General features: G+C 42.1%; 12 protein-coding genes. 8 read left to right on the forward strand and 4 right to left on the reverse strand.

The genetic code is table 11. The annotated features are described in order from the left end of the window. Positions 1 to 328: 328 nt before the first annotated feature. The 6 genes from ACM0OR_RS24790 to ACM0OR_RS24815 all read left to right on the forward strand — a co-directional run bounded on the left by ACM0OR_RS24790 (position 329) and on the right by ACM0OR_RS24815 (position 15,873). Entirely contained in the window at positions 329 to 1,126 is a 798-nt protein-coding gene (locus ACM0OR_RS24790; RefSeq protein ID WP_414579154.1) for a COP23 domain-containing protein, read from the forward strand. A gap of 569 nt (positions 1,127 to 1,695) precedes the next feature. Beyond that, positions 1,696 to 9,354 carry a phytase gene (locus ACM0OR_RS24795; RefSeq protein ID WP_414579155.1) on the forward strand — a complete coding sequence of 2,553 codons (7,659 nt, stop codon included), beginning with the start codon at positions 1,696 to 1,698 and terminating at the stop codon, positions 9,352 to 9,354. Positions 9,355 to 9,468: 114 nt separating this feature from the next. After that, the gene (locus tag ACM0OR_RS24800; protein WP_414579156.1) at positions 9,469 to 10,086 is read left to right on the forward strand and encodes a PEP-CTERM sorting domain-containing protein; all 618 of its coding nucleotides are present in this window, start codon (positions 9,469 to 9,471) and stop codon (positions 10,084 to 10,086) included. A gap of 522 nt (positions 10,087 to 10,608) precedes the next feature. Then, complete coding sequence (locus ACM0OR_RS24805; RefSeq protein ID WP_414579157.1) at positions 10,609 to 13,623, forward strand: peptidase domain-containing ABC transporter; 3,015 nt, start codon at positions 10,609 to 10,611, stop codon at positions 13,621 to 13,623. Between the two features lie 37 nt (positions 13,624 to 13,660). Then, positions 13,661 to 15,229: an HlyD family efflux transporter periplasmic adaptor subunit gene (locus ACM0OR_RS24810; protein WP_414579158.1), complete on the forward strand. Its 1,569-nt coding sequence runs from the start codon at positions 13,661 to 13,663 to the stop codon at positions 15,227 to 15,229. Between the two features lie 149 nt (positions 15,230 to 15,378). After that, entirely contained in the window at positions 15,379 to 15,873 is a 495-nt protein-coding gene (locus ACM0OR_RS24815; protein ID WP_323268205.1) for a DUF427 domain-containing protein, read from the forward strand. Positions 15,874 to 15,882: 9 nt separating this feature from the next. Here the strand turns inward: ACM0OR_RS24815 and ACM0OR_RS24820 are convergent, their stop codons facing one another. Continuing rightward, entirely contained in the window at positions 15,883 to 16,371 is a 489-nt protein-coding gene (locus ACM0OR_RS24820; RefSeq protein WP_414579159.1) for an N-acetyltransferase family protein, read from the reverse strand. A gap of 412 nt (positions 16,372 to 16,783) precedes the next feature. On the opposite strand from ACM0OR_RS24820, the gene ACM0OR_RS24825 reads away from it, so the two are divergent. Next, on the forward strand, positions 16,784 to 17,707 hold the full coding sequence (locus ACM0OR_RS24825; RefSeq protein WP_414579163.1) for a hypothetical protein: 924 nt from the start codon (positions 16,784 to 16,786) through the stop codon (positions 17,705 to 17,707). 117 nt (positions 17,708 to 17,824) lie between these two features. Here the strand turns inward: ACM0OR_RS24825 and ACM0OR_RS24830 are convergent, their stop codons facing one another. After that, on the reverse strand, positions 17,825 to 18,172 hold the full coding sequence (locus tag ACM0OR_RS24830) for a hypothetical protein (protein ID WP_414579160.1): 348 nt from the start codon (positions 18,170 to 18,172) through the stop codon (positions 17,825 to 17,827). Between the two features lie 163 nt (positions 18,173 to 18,335). Then, positions 18,336 to 19,313, reverse strand: a complete 978-nt coding sequence (locus ACM0OR_RS24835; RefSeq protein ID WP_414579161.1) for a metal ABC transporter substrate-binding protein — start codon at positions 19,311 to 19,313, stop codon at positions 18,336 to 18,338. A 97-nt stretch (positions 19,314 to 19,410) separates the two neighbouring features. Between ACM0OR_RS24835 and ACM0OR_RS24840 the strand changes: the two genes are divergently transcribed. Next, the gene (locus ACM0OR_RS24840) at positions 19,411 to 20,208 is read left to right on the forward strand and encodes a metal ABC transporter ATP-binding protein (protein ID WP_323268200.1); all 798 of its coding nucleotides are present in this window, start codon (positions 19,411 to 19,413) and stop codon (positions 20,206 to 20,208) included. Positions 20,209 to 20,394: 186 nt separating this feature from the next. Here the strand turns inward: ACM0OR_RS24840 and ACM0OR_RS24845 are convergent. Continuing rightward, positions 20,395 to 20,590 (reverse strand): hypothetical protein (locus tag ACM0OR_RS24845; RefSeq protein ID WP_414579162.1); only part of this gene is annotated, 196 nt, incomplete at its 5' end.

Raw genomic sequence — 20,590 nt, forward strand, 5'->3', positions numbered from 1 at the left:
ACTAAGAATTTTAGTACACTGAAAGTTTTTGATATCACTCTGAGTATTAGCCGGCGTTAGCTGATTTTTATCTGCAAAACCGTATTATTAAGATTATTATTTCTTTAAACTTAAAATAGAGTATTTTAACTGATTGACAAAATATACTTTGTCCTAAATTTTCATGGATGAAACGTCATTTAGATATCAACGCTAGAGTAAAAAAATTGCTGCAAGAGAAAAAAGAACTAGAAGAAAAAAAAAGCAACGCACTGAATGAATCAAAAGACAAAATTTTGCGTCAATAGAAATATCAGTTTTCCACTCTGTGTCCACTGGAGGAGCGTTTATGTTGTCAAAAAGCTGGAATTTAGCTTGTTTGGGCGGTCTGGGGTTATCTTTATTTTTGGGTAATGGGGCTGCACTGGCTCAATTTGATAATTCTTCAGATAGCGTAGTTGTCCCGACTGTACCATCAGGTTCATCAACACCAACAAACACACCTGCACCATTTCCTACAAACACATCAGCAAATACAACTAATTCACCTACTAATGTTGGTGGCGCACGCTTTTTCTGTCAACAGAATAACGGCCAACACACCGTCATGTATCAACCTCAAAGCCAACCAGGGCAATACTTTCCTTGGGCTACTCCTGCGGCTTTAGGTGGTGGTTGGGATGCACAAAGTCGTTGTCAAGCGATCGCTAGCCGCTTAGAATTATATCGCCCAGATGGGTTACAAGAGCTGCAAACCTCTGTAGAAAATAACGAAAATATTGTTTGTGTGACAACCGATGCTAATTCTCAATGTCGGATTGTCCTAACAGTACCCCGTAATAAAGACCCCTACACTGTCCGCAATAGTATTTTCCAGAACTTGATGTCTGCTGATAGTGGTCAGCAAACTACAGCCGTCAACACCTATACTAATCGCAATAATGGAGGAAACGAACTTTATAATTTAGGTCGTACTCTGTTAGGTAGCGGTAATCAAGTCAATTCTTTAAGAAGCGGTATCAATCTCAAGCCTTACCTCGATACTAGGGATGGGGGAACAGGTAGAAATCTGAAAAATGGGGTAGCAATTCGCCGCCAATCGCAACCACAAGTCCGCACACGCCTAAATCCTGATAAATTTCGTTAATCGCGTCTCTACATATTCCCCCTTCCCTAGTAGGGAAGGGGGTTAGGGGGTTAGGTTTTCCACTAATTGAATATACGCACTTTAGGGTGGGCTATAGGCTCACCCTTATTAATTTTTCTAACTAATCAGGATTGACGCAAGAGTCACAATTGGTGGTTGGTGCGTGACGTATAAGTCTCATGACTACGTTCAAATATTCTCGCTGCGTCACGCAACGGCAATAAAGCGGGAGGAAAATCCACACCGCTTTTTGCCTCCCCTACAGAAAAAATATGCCAGTTGCGTAAGTCCTACTAATAACTATCTACTTTTAACCATTTGCTAGCTGTTTCTTAAACTAACTGGGATAGTTTGAAATTTAACAATCCGAATAAATACTGAATTAAGGTATGTGGCTGTTTTCTGGCATATACCTCAATTTACAGTGACCATCTAGCGATCGCTCTAAATGTGATCTATAAAATAGCGCGACTCAACCAGCACAAGCATTAGAAATTCAACTGTATCAAAGTGTCTACTCGTACCGATACTCATCTTCGCTCACTCTGGATGTAATTCGCAACTAACCTATGCCGACTAACCCTACAATCCGCTTTTCTCAGTTCAATGCTTCTCTTAACCGTAATGCTGAAGGTCAATTAGTAACTGATCTTTCTACTCCTGATAATGTTCAGGCTAAAGCTATTGCGGAAATTATTCAGCGCAATAACCCAGATGTGCTGCTAATTAATGAGTTTGACTACGTTGCCGGCAATCCTTTAGAACCAGTTCAACTATTTCAACAAAACTACTTATCTGTTAGTCAAAACGGTGCAACTCCTGTTAATTATCTTTACATTTACATTGCTCCTTCTAATACAGGGATTGCTTCTGGATTTGACTTAGATAACAATGGCTCAGTTGGTGGTGGTAACGATGCCTTCGGCTTTGGCATTTTCCCCGGTCAGTTTGGGATGTTGCTGTTGTCTAAATACCCAATTGACACAGCAAATATACGCACCTTCCAGAATTTTTTGTGGAAGGATATGCCCGATTCTCTTTTACCTACGATCAAAACTCCTGATGCAGACACTTCTTGGTATTCTCCAGAAGAGCAAGCAATCTTACGTTTATCTTCCAAGAGTCACTGGGACATACCAATTCAGGTGAATGGTGAAACAATCCATGTTTTGGCAAGTCATCCCACACCCCCAGTCTTTGATGGTGCAGAAGACCGCAACGGCAAACGCAACCATGACGAAATCCGCTTTTGGGCAGACTATATCACTACCGATAAAGGTGGTTATATATATGATGATGCCGGTAATACAGGCGGTTTAGCTGCTGGGTCAAGTTTTGTGATTATGGGTGATCAAAATGCTGACCCTTTCGATGGGGACAGTTTTGACAACGCCATTCTCCAACTGTTGCAGAACCCCAATATCAACACTAATTCCATCCCTACAAGTCCAGGCGCACCCCAGCAGGCGGCTTTACAAGGTGGTGCAAACGCTAATCACCAAGGCAATCCCTACTTTGACACGGCTGATTTTGCTGATGGTACGCCAGGTAACTTGCGAGCAGATTATGTACTACCTTCTGCTGACCTGCAAATTACTAACTCAGCAGTATTTTGGCCTGTAAATACTGACCCGGAATTTGCGGCTGTGGGTACTTTTCCTTTCCCTAGTTCTGACCATCGTTTAGTGTGGGTAGATGTAGAAGTAGGCGCAACGCCAGCAGGGAAAACCGTTACCAATGCTGAATTTGCCGAACAAGAAACCTTTCCTACAGGCTTTATCCCTGGAGGTACAGCCGGACTTGTAAATGGCGTACCCACTCAAATGGGTGGGTTATCTGGTGTCACCTATGACGCTGTTAACAATCTCTATTATGCGATTTCTGACGATCGCTCTCAATTTGCCCCGGCTCGTTTTTATACCTACACGACGGAAGCAGGAGAAGTCACATTTACCAATGTTACAACCCTCAAAGATAGCGATGGTAATACTTTTCCATTAAATAGTATTGACCCAGAAGGGATTGCCTTAACCAAAAATGGGACGGTGTTTATTTCCTCCGAAGGGGAAGCAAATCCGAATGCTGGGCGTGTTAGTGATCCCTTTATTAAAGAGTTTGACATAGCTACTGGTCAAGAATTGCGATCGCTTCCTGTCCCTGTGAAATTCTTACCTATTGTAGAAGATACCAACGGTAATGGGATTGTTGATGCAGGTGATACGCAGACATCAGGGGTGCGGAATAACTTAGCTTTTGAAAGCCTCACTATTGCACCCGACCAGAAAACCCTCTACACAGCCACCGAAAATGCCCTGTTCCAAGATGGCGCGAGGGCTTCTTTAACGAGTGGTAGTCCTTCCCGGATTCTGCAATACAACTTAGTTAGCGGTCAGCCAGAAAAAGAATATCTCTATATCACCGATGCTATTGCTGATGTCCCCAATCCAGCCACAGGCTTTGCAGATAACGGTTTGGTGGACTTATTAGCAATTGATAACCGAGGTACTTTCCTCGCGGTCGAACGTTCCTTTGCTGTGGGTGTAGGTAACACCATCAAAATCTATGAGGTATCTTTGCAAGGTGCAACGGATATTAGCACCATTGACTCCTTAGCAAACCTGAGTGAAGTGGAATTAGCAGCCCTCAGACCTGCTAGCAAGAAACTACTATTGAATTTAAACGACCTCGACTTACCAACCGGTACAGATAACATCGAAGGGATTACTTTCGGACCCAAATTAGCTGATGGTAGTCAATCTATTGTGTTGGTGAGTGACAACAACTTCAACGCCGCCCAATTTACGCAGATTCTGACTTTGAGTGCAGATATAATTCCTACAGCTACTCCCACCGTTGAAACCCGCCCCGATTTATTTGATGATGATGATGTCAGCATCCCAGCAGTTGATCGAAATGCGGATGCTGATGACCCAGCAATTTATGTGAATGCTAGCGACTCCTCAGCCAGCCTCGTATTGACAGCAGTGAAAAATGCTGGACTGCGGGTTTATGACCTGTCTGGGAATTTACTGCAAACCGTTAACCCTGGTAATATCCGCTACAACAACGTAGATGTACAATATGGGTTTAACTTGGGTGGTGAAACTGTAGATATTGCCGTAGCCAGCGATCGCCAAAACGATAAACTGGTAATCTTTAAAATTAACCCCAATCCCACTACCCCCGGTGAGTATTTAGAAGACATCACTGATAGCAGTATCGGGACTCTCTTCCAAGCCCCTCCCTTTGCACCGCCTTACATATCAGACGAACGTAGTGCTTACGGTTTGGCTTTATATCGTAGCCCCGTAACTAATGATTACTACATATTTACTAATCGTGCTGACACTGGTGATATAGCTCAGTTTAAACTCATTGACCAAGGTAACGGTAAAATTGGGGCGGAACGAGTCAGAGAGTTTACTATCCCCGCAGATGAGGGCATTGATCCCCAAACTGAGGGGATGGTAGCAGACCAAGAAACAGGCTTCCTTTACATCGGACAGGAAAATGTTGGTATTTGGAAGTTCTCAGCAGAACCAGACGGAAGTAACACTGGCAAGCTGATAGATAAAGTAAAAGCCTTGGGTGGTTCTTATCTCACCAGTGATGTCGAAGGCTTGACTATTTACTACGGCCAAAATGGTCAAGGCTATTTACTAGTATCGAGTCAAGGCGACAACACCTTTGCAGTCTACAGCCGTGAAGGTAATAACGAATATTTAGGTAGCTTTGCCGTTGGTAATAATGGCGCAATAGATAGCGTACAGGAGTCTGACGGCGCAGATGTCGTCAACGTCCCACTAGGGGCAAACTTCCCCTTTGGGTTATTTGTGACACAAGACGGTTCTAACGATCCCCCCAGACTCGTTGAAGATGACGGGGAACTCGAAAACGTCAACATTAACTTTAAATTTGTCCCTTGGGAAAACATCGCTCATGCTTTTTCCCAACCCCTAGAGATTGATACAACCAGTTACAATCCGCGTACTCCAATGGCACAACCAAAGCTGACTGTCTATGAATTTAATGATCTACCCAAATTAGGAACAACCATCACTGGTGAAGATATATTCCTGGGTGGTTTCTCTGGGCTTTACTTCCAAGGGATTGCTGCTAACGGTAACTTGCAGTTTGTCGCTCACACCGATAGAGGCCCCAACGGAGAACCCATCGGTGGTAATAGACCATTTGTTTTACCAGACTTCCAACCAGAAGTGGTTAGCTTTGAACTTAACCGCGCCTCCAGTGAAATTACCATCACCAAGAGAACTGGCTTATTCCGTCCCGATGGTGTCACCCCGTTGACGGGACTAGCCAACCTACAAGCAGGTGCTAGCGGTACAGCCTACACCGATGAAAATCCTGTGGATTTGAATAACCAAGCTCTACCGAATGACCCCTTTGGTGCAGATTTAGAGGGAATTGTAGTTGCACCTAATGGTGATTTGTGGATGGTGGATGAGTATCGTCCAGCGATTTACCACTTTGATAGTAACGGTAAATTGCGCGATCGCTTCATTCCTGTCGGTGATGCTACTGACTCTAGCCAAAATGGCGGTAACTCCTTTGGTACACCTGTGTTCCCTGCTGTTTACGCCCAACGGCGGAATAATCGCGGCTTTGAAGCCGTGGCACTAGAAGGTAATAAACTGTATGCCTTTATTCAAAGTGCGATTGATAACCCAGATGTGGGTAATGATGCCAATTCTAGAAATTCTCTAAATCTGCGGATTCTGGAATTTGATATCATTTCCAAACAGGTTACGGGTGAATATCTTTATCTTCTTGATGATATTTCCGGCAGTGGTAATGCCAGAACAGACAAAATTGGCGATGCTGTTTCTCTGGGTAATGGTAAATTTGCTGTTGTCGAGCGAGATGATTTAGAAGACAACACATCGAACAAACTGATCTTCCAGATTGATTTGGCAGGGGCGACCAACATTAATAATTCCACTAACTTTGGGACATTGCCCCCAGATAAAACCATTGAACAGTTAACTGTTGCCGAGTTAGCAGCAGCGAATATTGTTCCTGTCACCAAGACCCTGATTGCCAACGCAGCTGAACTGGGTTACACCGGAGTCAGTAAGCTAGAAGGATTGGCTTTGGTAGATTCCAACACTCTAGCTTTAGTTAACGATAATGATTTTAGTATCGTCGGCACGCAGACCAATCCCGACGGTACAATCGGGATTACAGTTGCCTCCCCCAGTCTACCGACAAAACTCGGCTTACTGGAATTACCCTATAAGCTGGATGGGTCGAAATTGACACTCAAAGGTTTTGCTGCACTCCCGGCTGATACCTTTGCGGAAGGGACACCTGCGGGTAGTGCGGTTACAGGTAACACCAACGGTAGGGATCTGCCCTTTGCTAACCAGCCAGTTCAAGGCTTTAGTGCAGTACAAGTCGCCGATGATAATTCCTACTGGTTCTTGTCTGACAATGGTTTTGGTAGTAAGGCGAATAGTCCTGATTACCTGTTGCGGATTTATCGCCTAGACCCTAGTTTCCAAGGTACAGAAGTTGATGGCGATCGCAGTGTCGATGTCTTGGATTTTATCCAACTATCTGACCCAGATAATAAAGTACCGTTCACAATTGTCAATGAAAATACTGGGGAACGCCTCCTCACTGGTGCAGATTTCGATATTGAATCTTTGGTAATTGCTGAAGATGGTACACTCTGGGTTGGTGAAGAATTTGGCCCCTACCTACTGCACTTCGATGCTACAGGTAAATTATTAGATGCGCCGATTCCTACACCCAATATCACCAATCTCAACACTCTCACTGGTCAAGCCCCACTGGTAATTGGACACCGAGGCGCAAGCGGTGAACTCCCAGAACATACCTTAGCTGCATACCAGTTAGCGATTGAACGCGGTGCTGACTTCATTGAACCCGACATAGTAGTAACAAAAGACGGAGTCTTAATCGCCCGTCACGAACCCAACTTAATTAACACTACTAACGTTGCAGACTTAGCACAGTTTAGCGATCGCAAAAAGGTTAAAAATGTTGATGGTAGAGATGAAGAAGGTTTCTTTGCTGAAGACTTCACCCTAGCAGAAATCAAGACTCTGCGAGCAAGAATCCAACCGAGTTTCCGTAACCAAGAGTTTGATGATTTGTATGAAATCCCCACTCTAGAAGAAATCATCAACTTAGTGAAGCAGGTAGAAGCTGATACAGGTAAAAAAATTGGCATTTATCCAGAAACCAAGCATCCTACTTACTTCACTCAACAAGGCTACGACATCAGCCAGCAATTAATTGATACTCTTGTAGCAAATAACTTCACTGACCCCACACGGGTATTTATTCAGTCCTTCGAGGTAGGCAATCTCAAGGCACTAAACAATGTCATTATGCCTGCGGCTGGAATTGACCTGCCTTTGGTACAGTTACTAGACGCATTTGATGTCAATCTGGATGGTTCATTACAGGAGGTGCAACCATACGATTTTGTCGTCAGTGGCGACACCCGCAACTATGCAGACCTACGAACAGCCGCCGGTTTACAAGAAATTGCCACCTACGCCGATGGTATTGGCCCCTGGAAGCGGATGATTAGATCCGTGCAAGGTGTGGATGCAGATGGAGATGGTCAAGCTGATGATGTTAATGGTGATGGTGCAGTTAACGATGCTGATAAAACCCTGACTGCGCCGACAACTTTAATCCAAGATGCCCATGCAGCAGGCTTGTTAGTCCATGCTTACACCTTCCGTAACGAAGGGCGTTATCTCGCGGCAGACTACAACAACAACCCTGAAGCCGAATATAGAGATTTAATCCAGCTAGGTTTAGATGGCTACTTCACAGACTTCCCAGGTACAGGCGATCGCGTCCGTGATGTGTTAGCTGGTGAGTTTGTGCGATCGCCTGACAACCCCGATTTCCTCACAGAACCAGCTAATCCTAACCTGTCTGGCTCTCGTGGATTTGAGGGTATGGCTATCAGCTTGGATAAGCAAACCTTATATCCGATGTTGGAAGGGACTGTAACCGGTGATCCAGCCAACTCTTTACGGATCTATAAATTTGATGTTGCATCTGAGCAGTATCAAGGTTTAGTAGGTTTCTACCGTCTAGATAGACCTAATTACGCCATCGGTGATATTACCGTCATCAACGAGAATGAATTTTTGGTGATTGAACGAGACGGTGGTCAAGGTACTGGCGCGCAATTCAAGAAGTTATTCAAGGTTGACTTCTCCCAGAAAGATGCCAATGGTTTTATAGCCAAAGAAGAAATCGGTGATCTGCTCAATATTTCTGATCCCAAAGACTTAAATGGCGATGGTAGCACCAAATTCACCTTCCCCTTTGTCACCATTGAATCTGTAGTGGTGTTGGATGAAAAAACACTGCTACTAGCTAACGATAATAACTATCCCTTCTCAGTTGGTCGCCCTCCGGGGATTGACAATAACGAGTTCATCGTTCTGGAACTAGACCAGCCTCTCAACTTACCTACGCCTGTAGTTAGTATTGCTGCTAATACAGAAAATGCGACGGAAGCTGAGACAACAGCAGGTACTTTCCGCGTTTCTCGTGTTGGTAATACCAGTAAATCGCTGACAATTAACTACACCGTTGAAGGTACTGCTACCAATGGCAGCGATTACGATAATCTCACTGGTACAGCTAACATTGCGGCTGGGCAGACTTACGTTGATATTGTCGTCACTCCCGTCGATGATGCCTTAGTAGAAGGGAATGAAACTGTTGTTCTCAATATCATCGACAACAGTAATTATGATTTGGGTACTAACGCTAGTGCTATCGTCACCATCATTGATAACGACTTCAATAACTTCAATGGTACTGCTAGCCGCGACCCCATAATTGGTACTGCTGCTAATGACCGTATTGTCGGCGGTACTGGTGGCAAAAACATTACCAGTGGTGCAGGAAATGACGAGTTTATCTACACCAGCATTAGAGAAGTAGGTCATACCATCACCGACTTTGAAGTAGGTAGTGACAAAATTGTGCTGACACAGTTGTTAGATAGCTTAGTTGCTGGTGGCTATCAGGGTAGCGATGCGATCGCAGATGGCTATGTCCGCCTAGTCCAAGGTAGCACTACTAACAGCACCATCCTGCAAATTGATAGCGATGGACTTCTCGGTGCCGGTATTTTCCGCCCATTCCTAGTTTTGAATAACGTCACTCCAGAAGCCATGAGCAATCCTCAAAACTTCGTGTTTTAAGGGGACTGGGGACTAATCAATTCAAAATTCAAAAATTTGTTGTCTTTTGGCTTTTGATTTTTTTATTCCCCATACCCAATGCCCACTCTTCAATTTACAAACTATTAAAATCCCATGCTGAATTCCATCAAAAACTCCATTCTGAGCGCAAGTGTATTGAGTATCACTACTTTGGCAGTAGTTAGTCCCAGTTACGCGGCTAATCTAGATTTATCTACTTGGGAAAGTATTGGTGATGTTAGCCTCACATCAGGTCAAGCCACCCTCAACTCAGGTACTCTCAATACAGCCATAACTGGTGGTAGTGTCGGTAGTGTAGAGGATTTTCTGAGTATTCCCGGCGGTAGTTTAGATCCTGTTGGGTCATTCTTTGGTGCTACCGCAGGTTCTGCAATCAAAACGACTTTTGCTGGTGTCAAAGCTGGTGCTGTTTTCAATTTCGACTGGAGTTTTTCCAGCAGCGATAGTGATAGTGCTTTTGTCACATTCAATGATTTAGTTGTGCCTCTGACTGGTGGTTCTAACTTCAGCTATGTTTTTGCAACTGCTGGAAACTATCACGTTGGTATCAGTGTTGTCGATGTAGACGATACCATTGGCGAATCACAGTTAATAGTCAGGAATGCTAATTTTACCCAAGTTCCTGAACCTGCTACTACCCTGGGTGCGATCGCAGCTTTCGGACTGAGTATAAGTATCAAGCGCAGATTCCAGAACAAAGCCCGCGCTTAAATTTAGTTAACATTCCGTTGAAATATTGCCGGCAATGCTAACAGAATAACTAATTAACGTTATGGATGTGTAGAGACGTTGGATACAACGTCTCTACAGGCGTTATGAGACTAAGTACCATAGCAGTTTTAAATTTTCTTTGGAATATCTTAAGTATTCATCAGGGTGAAAAAATGTGCTATTTTTACTCTGAACGTCTTTTTATTAAGAATTACATTCTAAACAGTATTTTATGCCCTGTATTTAGGATATTGACGTTTCCTTAGCTATATTATCTGCATTATAGATAAATGATTGTGTCAAAACTTGGTCAAGCAGTTGTATAAAATAAGCAAATTGATCATTAGCTTGCCAGTTGGCTTAACATTTGTATACTTAAGAACGTCCCCCATAGCAAAAACTATGCAATTGAAGTACATCTATGAGCAAGTTTTGATTACTGATGGCATAAATATAAAATATTGTCGTTGTTCGGATAAAAACCTATAGATAAATTTATCGAATCAAACCTTTTTTTTAACTATGACTTATATTAAAAATACCTTTCAAGAATTTCTCGTGACCCTGCAAGGGTTTGACCAGTTACCAACTACAGAGATTAGTAATTTACTAGACCGACTGCAAGCATTTCGCTATCGTATTGGGCAAAAAGTTATTGGCAAAGAAGTCGTTCCCGAACGGTTAACGATTATCTATGAGGGACAGGTGCGGTTATTGGGATTTGACCCGCAAACGCAAATGCCCAATACCCTAAAATTGATGCAACCAGGTGAAATTATTGGTGAAATCGGGTTGTTGCGTCAGGTGGGTTGTGAAACTGCGATCGCCTCTACCGATGAAATGATCGGTTTAACCTTAGATGCCAATGAATACTTGCGGCTGTTGTCTACTTATCCCGCCTTTGCCAATGCTCGCCTCAATCCTAGTCATATAGCAGAAGTATTCGATATTCTGGGTTCACAGATAGCAAATCAAGCTAACGTCATCACTAATCTTGGTGAACTAGCTGAACAAGCCTGGCAAAGCGCAAAAATAAGCTATCTTGCGCCTGGAAGAAATTACTTTCATCAACTAGATAAAGAGAGCGTTTGGTTTATTAGTGGTGGCGGGACAATCAACGAGTTCCCCGTTGGTTCTCGTGTAGAACCGAAGGATGGACAAGAAGCAATTATAGTCAGAGGAGAAAGTCCGGCGCGGTTGCTGGGTTTAACACCATCAGATTTATCATTTCTAAATAGCACTAGCCATGAATCTCAACTGCTTCTGAGTCCCAGTCAAGCCAACATTACCGAAACTCTAGACATCCCCTACGCCTCAGAAGAAGACTATCCCCAGTCTAATAATTCCTCAGCGAAAGGCCAAAAAAACCGCCAAAAATTTCCATTCTTCGGCGGTAAAGGCGAATTAAATACCACCTTTGCCTGTTTTCAAATGCTCACAAAGCATTTAGAAATCCCCTTTCGCAAGGAAGTAGTACGTCGCCTGTTAAGTGAGCAAATTAAACGCCAAGGGACTATCTCTTTTCCCGCTTGTGCATACCTAGCAGAGTTAATCGGACTCAAAGCCAACTTAGTAGATGTACCTGCAACGGCTATCTCTCGCCTCCCGACACCAGCAATAGTACGCTATGGCGATGGTTTTGCAGTGTTATACGCAGCCGATGCGCATCAGGTAGTTCTAGGTGTACCATCCCAAGGTATGGTTCGCTGCAAACCAGCGCAAATAGTTGAACATTTAGAGACTGTAGAAAATAGTTTCCCTCCCCAAATTAGGGTATTACTATTAACTCACACGAAAGAAACACCACAAGAACGCTTTGGTTTACGGTGGTTTCTTCCCTACTTGTCGCGCTATAGACGAGTTTTGATCGAAGTCTTTATCGCTTCGTTTTTTGTCCAGTTAGCACAGTTAGCTAATCCTCTAGTTATTCAGTTAATTATCGATAAAGTCATCGTCCAAAATAGTATCAGCACTCTGAATATTTTGGGGACTTTATTGTTAGTAGTAGGCATATTTGAAGCCGTACTCACCACCTTAAGGACTTACTTATTTGTCGATACCACCAATCGCATTGACATGGGGTTGGGGTCACAAATTATTGACCATTTATTACGGCTACCACTGCGCTATTTTGAAAAGCGGCCTGTAGGTGAACTGTCTACACGCATCAACGAATTAGAAAATATTCGTCAGTTTCTCACTGGTACAGCCTTAACAGTCGGCTTAGATGCCGTCTTCTCGGTGGTTTATATCATCGTCATGCTGTTTTATAGTTGGCAACTGACCTTGGTGGGTTTAGGCACAATTCCCATCTTTATAATTATTACCTTAATTGCGTCCCCCACTGTTAGTAGACAGCTACGTACCAAAGCCGAACGCAACGCCTCTACTCAATCCTATTTAGTCGAGGTGATGTCTGGGATTCAAACAGTCAAGGCGCAAAATATCGAATTGCGATCGCGCTTTTCTTGGCAAGAACGCTATGCTCGGTATGTAGCAGCTGGATTTAAAACCGTTGTCACCTCCACCCTAGCTAACTCCACAGGCGACTTTCTCAACAAACTCAGTAGTTTATTAGTGTTGTGGGTGGGTGCTTATTTGGTACTCCAAGGAGAATTAACCCTAGGGGAATTAATCGCCTTTAGAATCATCTCCGGTTATGTTACCGGCCCCATCTTACGCCTAGCACGACTCTGGCAAAGCTTCCAAGAAACCGCTTTATCTCTAGAACGATTAAGCGATATTGTCGATACACCCCAAGAAGCCGAAATCGATCGCTACAACATTCCTCTACCAGAAATTCAAGGATCTATAAAATACGAAAACGTCTCCTTTAGATTTGCCAATAGTGGCCCTTTGCAACTATCCAGCGTCAACCTCGAAATTCCCCAAGGTAAGTTTATCGGCATCGTTGGACAAAGTGGCTCTGGCAAAAGTACGATGATGAAATTGCTGCTGAGACTCTATGACGTAGAATCAGGCAGGATTTTGATTGATGGTTACGACATCGCCAAAGTAGAACTTTATTCCCTGCGCCGCCAAGTGGGTGTTGTCCCCCAAGAAACCCTGTTATTTGACGGTACAGTGCAAGAAAATATTGCCCTAACAAATCCCGATGCTACCACCGAAGAGATTATCGAAGCAGCGCGGGTTGCTGCTGCCCATGAATTTATTATGGGCTTACCCAACGGTTACAATACCAGAGTTGGAGAACGGGGTGCAGGGCTTTCTGGTGGACAAAGACAGAGAATTGCGATCGCCCGTTCCGTTCTCCAGCGACCAAAATTATTAGTTTTAGACGAAGCCACCAGTGCGTTAGACTATCCCACCGAACGCCAAGTCTGCCTCAACCTAGCCAACGCCTTTAAAGGTAATACAGTATTCTTTATTACCCATCGTCTTAACACCGTCAGTCATGCAGATGCGATCGTGGTGATGGATGCAGGCAAAATTATCGAACAAGGTAGCCACCAAGAACTCATGGCGGCAAAAGGTCATTATTTCTACCTATATCAACAACAAGAAGTGAATTTGTAAGTAGTCAACCATCAATAGTTAACAGTCTCCAACTACTATGACTCAACTTAACGCTAATAATGGTAACGGCAAACAGGACAAAGCGATCGATGTCGATGCTCAAGTGATAACATCTTCCCCAAAGGCTAATAATCAAGGATTAATTAAGACCAACAATGAAGAATTTGATCAAGCGGTTGTACTGCGTCAATCTCCTGTGTGGTCACGTACAATCATGCTCACATTGATAGCGTTAGCTTGTTTTGGGATTACTTGGGCATATTTCGCCAAAATCGAACAGGTAGTACCCGCTACTGGCCAATTAAAGCCAGAAGGAACAGTCAAAGAAGTACAATCACCAGTCAATGGAGTCGTCAAAGAAGTACATATCAAAGATGGGGAAAAAGTTCTTAAAGGAGACTTATTAATAACCTTTGAAACAGTTGCCACCATTGCCCAACTAAATTCTTTAAATCAGATTCGCAGCAATTTAATTCAAGAAAATAAACTTTATCGTCAATTAATGAATTCTAGTTCTGGCATTAATTCCGAATTAGCATTTTCCAGAGTTAGATTGCCTAGAGATGCAGAATTTTTATTAAAAAGTCGAGTAGCTTTAGTATCAGAAAATGAATTATTGCGGACTCAACTAAGAAACGCCACTACAGGGATAGGATTAGATCGTGATGAGAAACAACAACTACAAGTTGCTCAAACAGAATTAGAAACTCGTGCATCTGCCGCACGATTAGAAGTTTCTAAAATTCAAAAACAACTATCCCAAACTGTAGTCAAACTCCAAGATACACAAGCAAGTTTAGCTATTCAGCAGAAGATTTTAGATAAGCTAAAAATCCTCTCTGAAGAAGGCGGTATTTCTCAGCTACAGTACCTCAACCAACAACAACAGGTACAAAACCTTACGGCAGAAGTAGAACAATTAGGTGAAGAAATTAAACGCCTGCAATTTGATATAGAGAAAGGAAGACAACAACTATATAATACTGTTGCTACTACTGATAAAACCATTTTAGAAAAGATAGCCGATAACAAAAAGCGCATTGCTGATATTGATAGCCAATTTATGAAAATTGTGCTAAATAATGAGCAAAATTTAGCTGATATCAACAGTAAAATATCTCAATCCCAGTTAGAGTTCAAGTATCAAGAATTACGCGCTCCCGCATCAGGAACTATTTTTAATTTACAAGCAAAAACCCCTGGTTTTGTAGCTAACCCTACCCAAAAGATACTCGAAATTGTACCCAACGATAAATTTATTGCTGATGTTTTTATCACCAATAGAGATATTGGTTTTGTACGTAAAGGAATGAAAGCAGATGTCAGAATTGACTCATTCCCATTCAGTGAGTTTGGTGATATTAAAGGGGAGTTAATTGACATTGGATCAGATGCGCTACCGCCAGATGAAAACCATAAGTTTTATCGATTCCCTGCCAGAATCCAGTTAGATAAACAATACCTAGATATTAAAGATAAGAAAATCTCTTTGCAATCAGGTATGTCCCTCAGTGCTAATATAAAAGTCAGAGAAGAACGGACAGTAATGAGTCTGTTTACTGAGTTGTTCACTAACCAAGTTGAAAGTTTGAAAGAAGTACGATAAGAGTAGTGAGTGCTGAGTAATGAGTAATGAGTAATGAACCACGTAAAAATTCCTCAATACTCATGCACTCGGTACAAACCCTTTTCCTTGCGGTTGCTTTTGAATTTTGTAGGCGCAAGCCTTGCCGTAGGCTATTTTGAATTGTTATTATGTATCCCCAACGTATTGAACCCAATCCCGGACAAGAATCAGTGTGGGATTATCCCCGTCCTCCTCGCTTGGAAGACACAAACAAACACATTCAGGTAATTTTTAATGGTGTAGCGATCGCAGAAACCCACAACGCCAAACGTGTCTTAGAAACTAGTCATCCACCCTCTTACTACATCCCCCCGGCGGATATCAAAATGGAACATCTGGTGTTGACACCACAATCTAGCTTTTGTGAGTGGAAGGGACGCGCTGGTTATTACACAATCCGCGTCGGTGAGAAAGAAGTGCAAAATGCGGCTTGGTTTTACGCCAGTCCTACACTAGCTTTTGCCAGCATCAAAGATTATGTGGCTTTTTATGTCCATATGATGGATACTTGCTATGTCGATGGTGAAAAAGTAGAACCGCAACCAGGAAACTTTTATGGTGGTTGGGTAACTAGCGATATTGTTGGGCCGTTTAAAGGTGTCCCCGGTAGTTGGGGATGGTGAATCAAAAGCCTAAATTCGCAATCCCATAATTACTAAATCCCGTTCCACTCCATCTAGTTCTGCAACTTGGGGTAAATGTCCCCACTTTGCAAACCCCAAAGATTGAAACAGTTTTAAACTTGGTTGATTATGAGCAAAAATAAAACCTAACAAAGTTTTTAAACCTAAGTTGGGACTTTCATGAATTGCTGTAGCTAAAAGTTGCTTTCCTAAACCGCGCTGATGGAAACTTGGGGCGATATAAATACTAATTTCGGCAGTTGCATGATAAGCTGGTCGTCCGTAAAATGATTGGAAACTCAGCCAGCCAGCAATTAAACCCTCTTGTTCGATCACCCAAAGAGGACGTAATCCAGGCGATCGCCCCTGAAACCAAGCCCGGCGGCTTTCTACAGAAACAGGTTCTAAATCAGCAGTGGCGAGGCGGCTAGGAATTGCCGCATTGTAAATTGCTACTATTGCAGATAAGTCAGTCTCATTCGCATGACGGATGGTCATTACTGCCGTTTTGAAGAAGATTTTGATCAAAGATTCAAAAATAATACAGCTTTCGTCGCCACAATTCTATCTTATTGATACTCTCCCACAGTAATTATCACGGGTGCTGATCACGGTATTGATCAAGTAAGTTGCTTTAGTTGCAGTGGGTTCAACTACTTATCGATTATTTCCTGGTTTAATTCAATGGTTGATGCAGCAAACAACTTCAACCGCTTTGTCGAGTATTTATTCTCTAAGTAATTGATAAACTCCTCACTCTAAAGTCCTAGATTTTATAATTTTACTTGTGATTTAAAGAGAAATAATTTCGACTCTATTTTACAGCTAAAGGTAGAGTGTTCTAATATTATTTCTCTTTACTATAGGTATAGTAATGAATCTTCATAAAGGATTCTCTATGTCCATTAAGATGCCTAAAAATAGCCATGAATTACAAGAAATACCAGATAAAACAACATCTGTAGAATTTAAAATCTATCAGTTTGTCAATAAATTTAAAACAGGTGTTTGGTTCTTTGGTATCCCATCTTGGCTTTTCGGAATCACGGACAGAAGTATGGCAGCATTTGCTGATGGGTATTTATCAGCAACAGAAATAGTGCAAATTTTTACAACATCTTTCTTCTTTTTATTTTGGCTGTATTTAAAACCAGAAGAAGAATTTGATGAGCGTACTGATATCAAGCAATATCAAAGATATTTGTGTCAAATTCAAGGTAATAAGTTTGACTTAAAGAAAAGGCATATGATTAGTCAAGAGTATATTTTACCTTTTCCTTATCTTTGCCAAATTTATCATCTATTAAACCTCAAACATTTAGAAACTGTTCACAATCTCAGTTTAAATAACTTAAAAGTTTTAAATGTTAGTGATTTTCGACCAACCAATATTGGTGGAATCATCAAATTTGAAACCCTTTTAGATTCTCCTATTAATCCTCTCAAAATTTGGAGGCAACCTATAGTTGAGGTTGATTTAATACTACATACTCCTCATACTATAGAATTAAGTATTCCAGTCTATAATAACAAAAGAATAATTGTGATATTTTATGCTTTTCCCTTAAGTGAAAAGGAACATCGATTGTTTATAGAAATCTATAGTGATCTCAAATGGCCTAAACCAGTATTACAAATCCTCTTGCATTTTGCTTCATGCTTAACTCTCTTTGAAGATTTACCTTATTTGCGTAATTTGGCTGAAATCGATATAGAACGGTTATTTAAATTAAGTCGGGTATCAAAGCAAGCAAATATGTTGCTTTTTAAAAGATTTGTGGAATTATATGGCTCAAGCAGAGAAAAAATTAAACTAATTGAAGGGGGAGATTAAAAGTCTCCGGCGCATCGACGGAGACTTTTAAGATAAGAGAGGAAATCAGAGGAAGATTGTTGAAGCTTTCCATCACGCACCCTCAAGTCGTGTGATGTTTAATTACTCACTTAACGATTACCACCAAATCCGATTGCCTTTTTCGTCTACTCTGGCTTGGCGAATGACATCAGAAATTTCTTCAGCATCTTTGACATGATGGAGGGCTTTTTTTTCACCGTCTGGATATTCCACAACAAAATAAGTCGGGACTGTAATTTGATCGCCTGTAATATCTGGTACATCTACAGCCACTTGCTTGGCTTTCTCTTCCACAGATTGCGGCTTTTCAGAAATTTTATCCCCAGGGTTTGCTGTTAAGTTCCTTTCTTTAACGTTTGGTTCTTTACGAGAATGCCAATCTTCACTGACTGGTTGCCTAATTTCTTCTGATTGATTATTTTGATTTTCTAATTCTTTAGTCATGGCTATTTCCACAATTAAATTTTATGTATTTACTAATACAATGTAGAAAATAAAATAGCTAAATAGTTCTTGCTTTAGAGAGAGTTTATTCACAAATTCTGAATTACATCTCTGAAGTTATATCTTAGTCTCTAATAATTAGAGGCAAGTTCTAACTATAGATTTATCTCTTGAGTTGAAAAGGTGTATATTTACCTCCCAATGCTTCAACAATAGTACGGGTATTTGCTTCCATCATTTTGATGTAAGAATCGCCATCACTACCTTTCGCTCCAATTGAATCAGAGTAGAGTTCATTGGGTGCTAGTTTGACTCCAGCTTCCTGGGAAACGGTGGTAATTAAAGCTGGGTTAATAGTAGTTTCGGCAAAAATTGCGGGGACACCAATTTTTTTAATTGACTCGACTAATCGCTGCACTGTTTGTGCGCTTGGTTGTTCTTCGGTGCTGATACCAATTAATGTGCCGGCGATCGCAATTCCGTAAGCTCGTCCATAATATTGAAAAGCATCGTGAGTTGTCACCAGTTGGCGATTCTGGGGGGGTATCGTTTGGATTTGCTGATTAATCCAGCTATGCAACTGTTTTAACTCTTCTGTCAGTTGCGCGGCATTTTGGGTAAATTTATCTTTATCTTCAGGGGATAACTCAATTAAACCATCTCGAATTGCCTTCACCATTGCGATCGCATTTTCTGCGCTACCCCAAACGTGGGGATCTGGGACAATCTCACCTTTTCCTTTATCTAACTCTAACGGCTTAACAACTTCCCCGACGGCTAACTTTCGCGCCTTCCCACCAGCCGCATTCATTAACTTAATGATTCCTGGTTCTAAGTTGTAGCCGTTATATAAAATCAAGTCGGCTTCTTCCAAAAATCGGCTGTCTGCTGGAACTGGTTCATAAACATGAGGATCAGCACCAGGCTGGAGAATCCCCGTTAACTGGATTTCTTCCCCCCCAACTTCACCAGCTAAATCAGCAATCACTGTACTAGTTGCTACTACTCGCGGCTTACCATCGGTGACGGATGCGGTGCGGTTTGAGTCCACTTGAGTACATCCATCTATCAAAAGTCCCAAAAATACCCCTAATATTGCCTTACCGAAATATCCGGCTTTTGAATGAGTGATTGCTGCCATAAACTTGTTATCTTTGTTTTCATATTTTTCTCATTTTTTAAGGTACAGTATTTTCATAATCTTTTCATTATTTGCTTCCCGTCTCGGAAATCACACCATGAGAACTGCTAATTTTTCCTTAGAAGGTAATTCCAATCTAGTGTGGGTTAATACTGTGACAGCCACAACAAACATTAACATTGCCCATCTAGGGGTACACTACCGTACACAAGAAGCCTTAAGGGATATTAACTGTATTGTTAAACCGGGACGACTGACGGGGATTTTTGGCCCTAATGGTGCGGGTAAAAGTACCTTAATGAAGGCGATGCTGGGGTTAGTTCCCGTTAGTAGTGGGAGAGTGTTGTATCAAGGTAAACCCTTGATGCAGCAATTAGATCAAGTTGCGTATGTTCCCCAGCGTAGCCAAATTGACTGGACTTATCCCGCTACCGTTTGGGATGTAGTGATGATGGGACGAGTAAAAAAGACAGGGTGGTTACGTAGTTTCTCTAGTGTGAGTCGCCAAGTAGCCAAAAGTGCTTTAGAAAGAGTTGGGATGATAGAATTTTGCGATCGCCCCATAGGACAATTATCAGGGGGGCAACAGCAACGGGTATTTTTAGCCCGTGCTTTAGCGCAGCAAGCCGAGATTTTCTGTTTTGATGAACCATTGGTAGGGATTGATCAAAAAACCCAAGCAGTAGTTTTTGATGTCTTTCATGAATTAGCTGCGGCTAATAAAATTGTCTTGGTAGTTAACCATGATTTAGGCGAATCTATTAGCCACTTTGATGATTTAGTCTTACTTAACCGCGAACTCGTCGCCACAGGTTCAAGACAACAGGTACTCACAGAAGAAAATCTGCGTTGTGCTTACGGTGGTAAAGTCATGTATTTTACTGACGCAGCTTAAAGTTTGTATAGCGGTTCTTGCTTTAGTGCGGTACAAGAACCCCAACCCTAACCCTCTTCTCTACCAGGGCTATGGTGTATACACAAGTCTAAGAACCTAGCCCTACAACGTTTTGATCCCCCTAAATTCCTCTTAAAAAGGGGGGCTTTGAATCTATTCCCCTTTTTTAAGGGGGGTTAGGGGGGATCAAGCCACATTTCGCACCCAGCACAAAAATGTGTGTACACCGTAGCCTTTTAGGAGAGAGGTTTGGAGAGGGATTTTCCAGATCCCGTGAAAAGTGAGACAAGTTGCTGCATCGACATTGTGAATGTATCGCCTGACATCGTGAATGTATCGCCTGACATCGTGAATGTATCGCCTGACATCGTGAATGTATCGC

Origin of the sequence: Anabaena sp. CCY 9402-a, from assembly GCF_963920945.1 — a bacterium.
GTDB classification, from domain to species: Bacteria; Cyanobacteriota; Cyanobacteriia; order Cyanobacteriales; family Nostocaceae; genus Trichormus; species Trichormus minutissimus.